Genomic DNA, 5,830 nt, shown 5'->3' on the forward strand with positions numbered 1-5,830 from the left:
TTGATAATGCACTACGGGTTATTAAATATTTTAGTATGATATCTCATGGTTTAAGGTGGTTGTCCCATATTTCTAAACAATATTTTTGTGTTGCCGTGCTGTTGCTATTTTTAGCAATTAGCTCGTTTGCGCAAGTGCAGCAGCACCGTGCGGTAACTTTAATGGGCAGCCGTTTCGATATCACCATTGTGGCCGAAAGCGCTTCGCAAGCAGAAAAACATATTGACGAGGTTGTGGCCGAAATGACCCGGATAGAAGCATTGATTTCTGATTGGAAAGCGAGTTCTCAGGTTTCGGAGGTTAACCGCAATGCAGGCATTAAACCGGTAAAGGTAGATGCCGAAGTGTTTGAACTGACCCAACGTTGTTTATATTTTTCTCAATTAACCAATGGCGCATTTGATATCAGCTATGCGGCAATGGATAAAATATGGAAGTTTGACGGCTCGATGAAGCAAATGCCTACAGCAGAAGAAATTGAAAAATCGGTAGCAAAAGTAGGCTATAAAAATATTGAACTAGATAGTGTAAATACGACTATTTTTTTGAAGTTAAGCGGCATGAAAATAGGGTTTGGCGCAATGGGGAAGGGCTATGCCGCAGACCAGGGCAGGGCATTGATGGAAAGGAAGGGGGTGAAGGCTGGTATTGTAAATGCGGCTGGCGACATGACTGCTTGGGGCAGGTCGTCTAAAGGTAAAACCTGGAGAATTGGCATCAACAATCCATTTGATGAAGAAAAATACCTCGCCATTATTCCGTTGAAAAGGCAGGCTGTTACTACCTCTGGCAGCTACGAGAAATATGTAACGTTTAATGGGAAACGGTATGCGCATATCATTAATCCGGTTACGGGCTATCCTGTTACGGGTTTAATTAGTGTTAGCGTTGTAGGGCCAAGCGCCGAAAAAGCCAACGGTCTTAGCACTTCTATAATGGTTTTAGGCAAACAAAAAGGGCTGGCACTTATTTGCCAATTTCCCGACTATAGTTGTTTGCTCGTTACCGATGCGAAGGAAATAATAAAGTCCCCTAATTTTAAAGTTAGGCATAACTAAGGGGTAGTTGGAATTGATTCGAAATGATGTTTTTTAGCTCGCCGCTTAAACTAATCATCGAAGGTTAAAAGCTATATTCTTCTTTAGCGCAAATCCAATGTTATTAAGCTAAGCGTTGGCTGGGAGGCCAACACTTGATTTTGCGGACGTTGGCGTCCTCGCCAACGGGCTAAACATGCTTAACTTAATGACACTGAGCGGAAGTCTTAATGGCAAGGGCCTAGCAGCAGGCAAATTTGTGCTTTATGGCTATGGCGTCTAATGCGCTATCTTCACTTCGCTATTGTTCGGATTAAAAATCTGATGATAAGGCTTCGGAATTGCAAACTCCGAAGAGCGGGGTGTATAATAGTAAAAACTACATAAAGCCAACAGAACTCAGTTTATTTTATGTAGTTTTATTACATATATAAACAAGTTAGCGGTAAGTTTAAGAACCGAATTAACGCAAATACAAAAACAAAAAACAAAGTTTTTACCAATGAAAATTCAAATATTAATTACAGGGTTACTACTATTACACTTATCGGTTTTTAGCCAAACAAAAATAGACGATTTTGTCAGCATTGAATTTCCAGGTGAAGTACAAATAAAAGATTTTAATGAGGCTAATGCCTCTGTAAAAAGTTTTTATTCGAATAGTAAGGCAGAATCTTACTTTGTAATGCGAATGGCTGCAATTGTAAACGGGAAAGAACACAAAAACTTAGCAGTAGACTCCAGCCAACTGTATAGGATTTATAAACAAATTTATGATCCCCAAATAGAGAGTATGAAAAGAAAGGGTTTCTTGCTTTTAGATACTCAAAAAGTTAAATTTAAAGATTATTTAGCTTACAAGCTAAGTTATAGTACTGCAGACTCGCAAAATGAAAGTGCAGAAACTCTTTTAATATGCCTAAACGGGGTTGTTTATGTTTTTACATATTCAAGGGTGAGTGATTACATATTACAACACAAAGAGGATTTTCAAAAATCTATTATAATTGATAGTTCTGCTAAACAAATTGCAGAAACTAAAACAAATTCTACTAAGCTTTTTTCTGTTTCGAACTTTATAGCATACGGAATTATAGCTTCCTTTCTTATATTTTTTATTAGGAAAGGTCGTAACAAATCTAAATATGGGATTAACCTAAAGCGCATTTATTGCCCCGTATGTAATACAAAACAACCTTTAATAAGAAAACCAGTAAATGAGAGACAATTGCTGTGGGGTGGTTGTACTTGCAGTAAATGTAATACAGAAATGGATAAATATGGTAGAGCTTTAAATTCATAACCCCCCTCTGGCTTAAGCTTAATTTCTAGCGCAAGCGTCCGCTTGTGCTAAATGTTAAACCCAGAGCAGCTTTACTTTATAAGTTTTGCGGTGGTTTACTGGTTAGATGTTTTTGTAAGAAATGGGTATAGCTAGGTGCTGCCAGATAGTTTACGTTACTGCCAATAATACAAAGGGCTGGAGGTTTACTAGATTGGGCGTTGCTGTTGGCAGATATCATACCCTCAGACCGCATATGAGCTGCAATATGCTGACCCCCTCAGATGTTCACCAGAACAATCTCCCCACTGAAAGAAATTGGAAGAATTATTATCAAAAAAATAGAAATGTAAACCTATATTAGGACTAAGAAAAAAATGTAAACTTATAGCAGGATTAGTAAATTACCTGTAAACTTATTTTAGGACGATACAAACGGTAAATAAAAAAACTACATAAAGCCAGCAAGATATGGTTGTATTTGTGTAGTTTTATTACGCATATATATAAGTTAGTACCAATTATAATGACAATCGAAGAACTCCATAATAAATTGACAGAATTGAAAATTCCGGCAGACCAATATTATCTGCACGGACTTTATGGTTCGACAGACGACAACGATAAAGTGGCGTTGACTATTAAACGAGGGAAGTACACAATAGAATATGAAGTTTATTATAGAGAACGAGGAGAAAAGAATTCAATTCAAAACTTCACAGACGAGAATGAAGCATGTAATTACATTTTGAAGAAGTTTACAAAGAAATAAATAATGACAAGTCATAAACCATTAAAAAGTGTTTCACACAACTTCGGGCATTCCTTCATTAGCTTAATGAATTACATTGGTGACGACTATTTCCTTGGACATTTATTAAAACAAGCTCGCAAGACAAACTTAAATCGACTTGAGGTTGATATTTTAAAAAATACTGCAAGTCCAGACTTATTACTTACTGAAACAATTAGCAGCTCAATTGAAAACTGGAATAAATGGTTTCCTGACCTTGTTAAAAACAGTGGGTCGACAATGGATTTTGTAAGTAGTGCGACAATGACAATAGAATTTGACTTACTAAAAACGAGACCATACGCATGGGACAGCAAATACAGCGAAAATCCATTTACTTGCGAAATAAAAATTATTGACGACAGAGGAAAAGAATATAAACATAAACACGAAGGCTGGTGGTTTCCTGAGACCGAAGAAAAAATAACTGGTACTAACAGCACCTTGCCAAAAGCGGGGCGGTCGTGGTGGCAGAAACTTTTCGGCTCCGAATAAACATTAATCGTAGCTTGACAGATGGTGCTCCGAAAGCCCCGCCTTCGGCAAGCTGCAAAACGTTATATGCCATTTTAGAAAAACGAACGACTAAAACAAATTGACCAAAAACAAATGTTTAGACACAAAGGAAAGACAAGGACATTAACACACAATTTACGAATTGCGTCTTTACTATCTTTTGTTGCAGGTATTGTGAATGTTGCAGGATTTTTATCAGTTCAAAAATTGACAACAAACGTAACAGGACATTTCGCCTTTTTTGTTGACGAAATTTTCAAACAGAACCTATTGGTAGGACTAAGTTATTTTCTTTACATTTTGTTTTTCTTTTTAGGTTCTTTCTTTTCAAGTTTTTCAATTGAACTGACATCAAAAATAAACGACAGACTAATTTATAGAATTCCAGTTGTTGCTGAAAGTTTGATTTTAATATCCGTTGCAATATTTGGAAAAGAATTGATTACAACATCACCCAATTTTTTAGCATACTCCTTACTTTTTGCAATGGGTTTACAAAACTCATTAGTAACGACAATTTCAAATGCAACTGTTAGGACAACTCATTTGACAGGACTTTTTACTGACTTAGGAATTGAACTTTCGCAATTATTCTTTTACAAATTAAAGGAACAAAAAGACAAATTATACTCATCAATAAAATTACGCTTGACAATTATTAGCTTTTTCTTTTTAGGCGGACTTTTTGGCGGAATAATGTATGCGAAAGTAAACCTTTATGTTTTGGTATTTGCAGGTATATTACTTCTCATTGGACTAATTTATGACGACATAAAACTAAAAATCAAACGACAAATGAGATGACGAAAAGAAAAACGGCATATAACAGCGGTAACTGTTGCACAACCCTTTAAAAAAGCAAAAACCTAACAATATGCAACTTCATTTAAGCCTTTTTAAGCGAGGTTGGTTGTTTTTAAGGGTAGTGAAACTTAACTTTTAACGTAGCTCTAATTGGCTTATTTTAACGCTCCCAATAGCTATTTCAAACCAAAAAAGTACTCCCTTAATTGAAAGTATGCTTTGCGCTATGATGGTTGGGTTTTTACGAGTAAATTTGAGCAGTTTCTTCAAGTTATAGCTCAATGCGGCCATTAAGACATGCTTGTTGGCCTGTACCATGCCCCTTTATCGTAGCTTGACTTTTTTTATTAACACCAGCTTATTAGCAAAAAATAACAAGCAAAAAAGCCGAAACAACATCTATTTCGGCTTTTTAGGTAACTTGTAAAAACAAGCTTTTATTGTACTACTCTCGACAGAATTTCTGAAGCAATTTGCTGTCCTTTACGGCCCACTACCTGTACACGGCCATAAATTCGGTTTCCACTACGAAGCCCTTTAAAAGTATAGGTTCTTGTAGCCCCAGGTACTACTGTCCATTGCGTGTTTTCATCAGGAGGGGTATCCGAAAGTTCAAAAAGGTACGATACGGCATGCAACACTCTTTTAAATGTAAACTTCATTTCGCCTGCATTTAAGCCATCTAACAGTTTAAAATCTATAGGAGCAGTAATGGTGCTAGGGTGCTCGTTGCTTACTGCCAAATCAAATCCAGAGCTCAATAGTTTTGCCCTGTCGCCATTGGCTTGGGCATCAATATTTAAGGCTAGCTGACGTATGCCTGCCAATAAAGCTGCTCTAGCTTGGTTTTTTAGCGCTATTTGAATACGGTCGCCATTTACAGATTTGGTAATTCCTTCTTCGAAACTTTGCTGTAAAGAGGTAAAATCAGACAAAGTGGGTACGGTAACCGGGAAATTAACATTGTCTGTTAGTGCATTTTTTACATTAAATGCCTTTTGGTTAAGCGCTGTATCAGACAGCTTGCTGTAGTCTAAAATTAATTTGTTTAATCTCATCATATATGAAGTTAGTGCCCAGAATGTATTTTCTGGGAGGTTTATACCTAAAATTAAACAAGCATTTTTATCGGTTAAAATGGGCCTTCGTTAAAGTTGATACAATTCAAGAATTTTCGATGCTAATGGAAAAAAATAATCAAACATTATTGAACTTTTATAAAATTGAAGAAGAATAACAAAAAATAAGAAAAGTTGGGCTGTGGGCAGCACCTTGAGCTGGCGTATAGCAAGGCCATAGCAAGCTAAGTTTAGTGCTAGTTTTAAGTTTGTAGTTGTTAGCGCTAAGCGTTACCTACTTAAGCATTTTTGTTTGCTTAACCCGTAGTGCATTATCAAT

The 5,830-nt window shown here is 36.4% G+C and carries 7 protein-coding genes; 5 read left to right on the forward strand and 2 right to left on the reverse strand.

The annotated features are described in order from the left end of the window. From B3I52_RS14145 to B3I52_RS14165, 5 genes are all read left to right on the forward strand, one after another. Nucleotides 1-1,058 (forward strand): FAD:protein FMN transferase (locus B3I52_RS14145; RefSeq protein ID WP_349678684.1); only part of this gene is annotated, 1,058 nt, incomplete at its 5' end. Nucleotides 1,059-1,539: 481 nt separating this feature from the next. Further along, the gene (locus B3I52_RS14150) at nt 1,540-2,340 is read left to right on the forward strand and encodes a hypothetical protein (RefSeq protein ID WP_293302386.1); all 801 of its coding nucleotides are present in this window, start codon (nt 1,540-1,542) and stop codon (nt 2,338-2,340) included. A gap of 505 nt (nt 2,341-2,845) precedes the next feature. Next, nucleotides 2,846-3,091: a hypothetical protein gene (locus tag B3I52_RS14155; RefSeq protein ID WP_293302389.1), complete on the forward strand. Its 246-nt coding sequence runs from the start codon at nt 2,846-2,848 to the stop codon at nt 3,089-3,091. Between the two features lie 3 nt (nt 3,092-3,094). Further along, nucleotides 3,095-3,607: a hypothetical protein gene (locus B3I52_RS14160; RefSeq protein ID WP_293302390.1), complete on the forward strand. Its 513-nt coding sequence runs from the start codon at nt 3,095-3,097 to the stop codon at nt 3,605-3,607. 114 nt (nt 3,608-3,721) lie between these two features. After that, complete coding sequence (locus B3I52_RS14165; RefSeq protein ID WP_293302392.1) at nt 3,722-4,432, forward strand: YoaK family protein; 711 nt, start codon at nt 3,722-3,724, stop codon at nt 4,430-4,432. Between the two features lie 135 nt (nt 4,433-4,567). On the opposite strand, the gene B3I52_RS14170 is transcribed toward B3I52_RS14165, so the two are convergent. Continuing rightward, nucleotides 4,568-4,750, reverse strand: a complete 183-nt coding sequence (locus B3I52_RS14170; protein ID WP_293302393.1) for a hypothetical protein — start codon at nt 4,748-4,750, stop codon at nt 4,568-4,570. Nucleotides 4,751-4,869: 119 nt separating this feature from the next. After that, entirely contained in the window at nt 4,870-5,490 is a 621-nt protein-coding gene (locus B3I52_RS14175; protein ID WP_293302396.1) for a hypothetical protein, read from the reverse strand. Nucleotides 5,491-5,830: the final 340 nt, after the last annotated feature.

This window comes from Pedobacter sp. UBA4863 (genome assembly GCF_002399615.1).
In the GTDB taxonomy this organism is placed as follows: domain Bacteria; phylum Bacteroidota; class Bacteroidia; order Sphingobacteriales; family Sphingobacteriaceae; genus Pedobacter.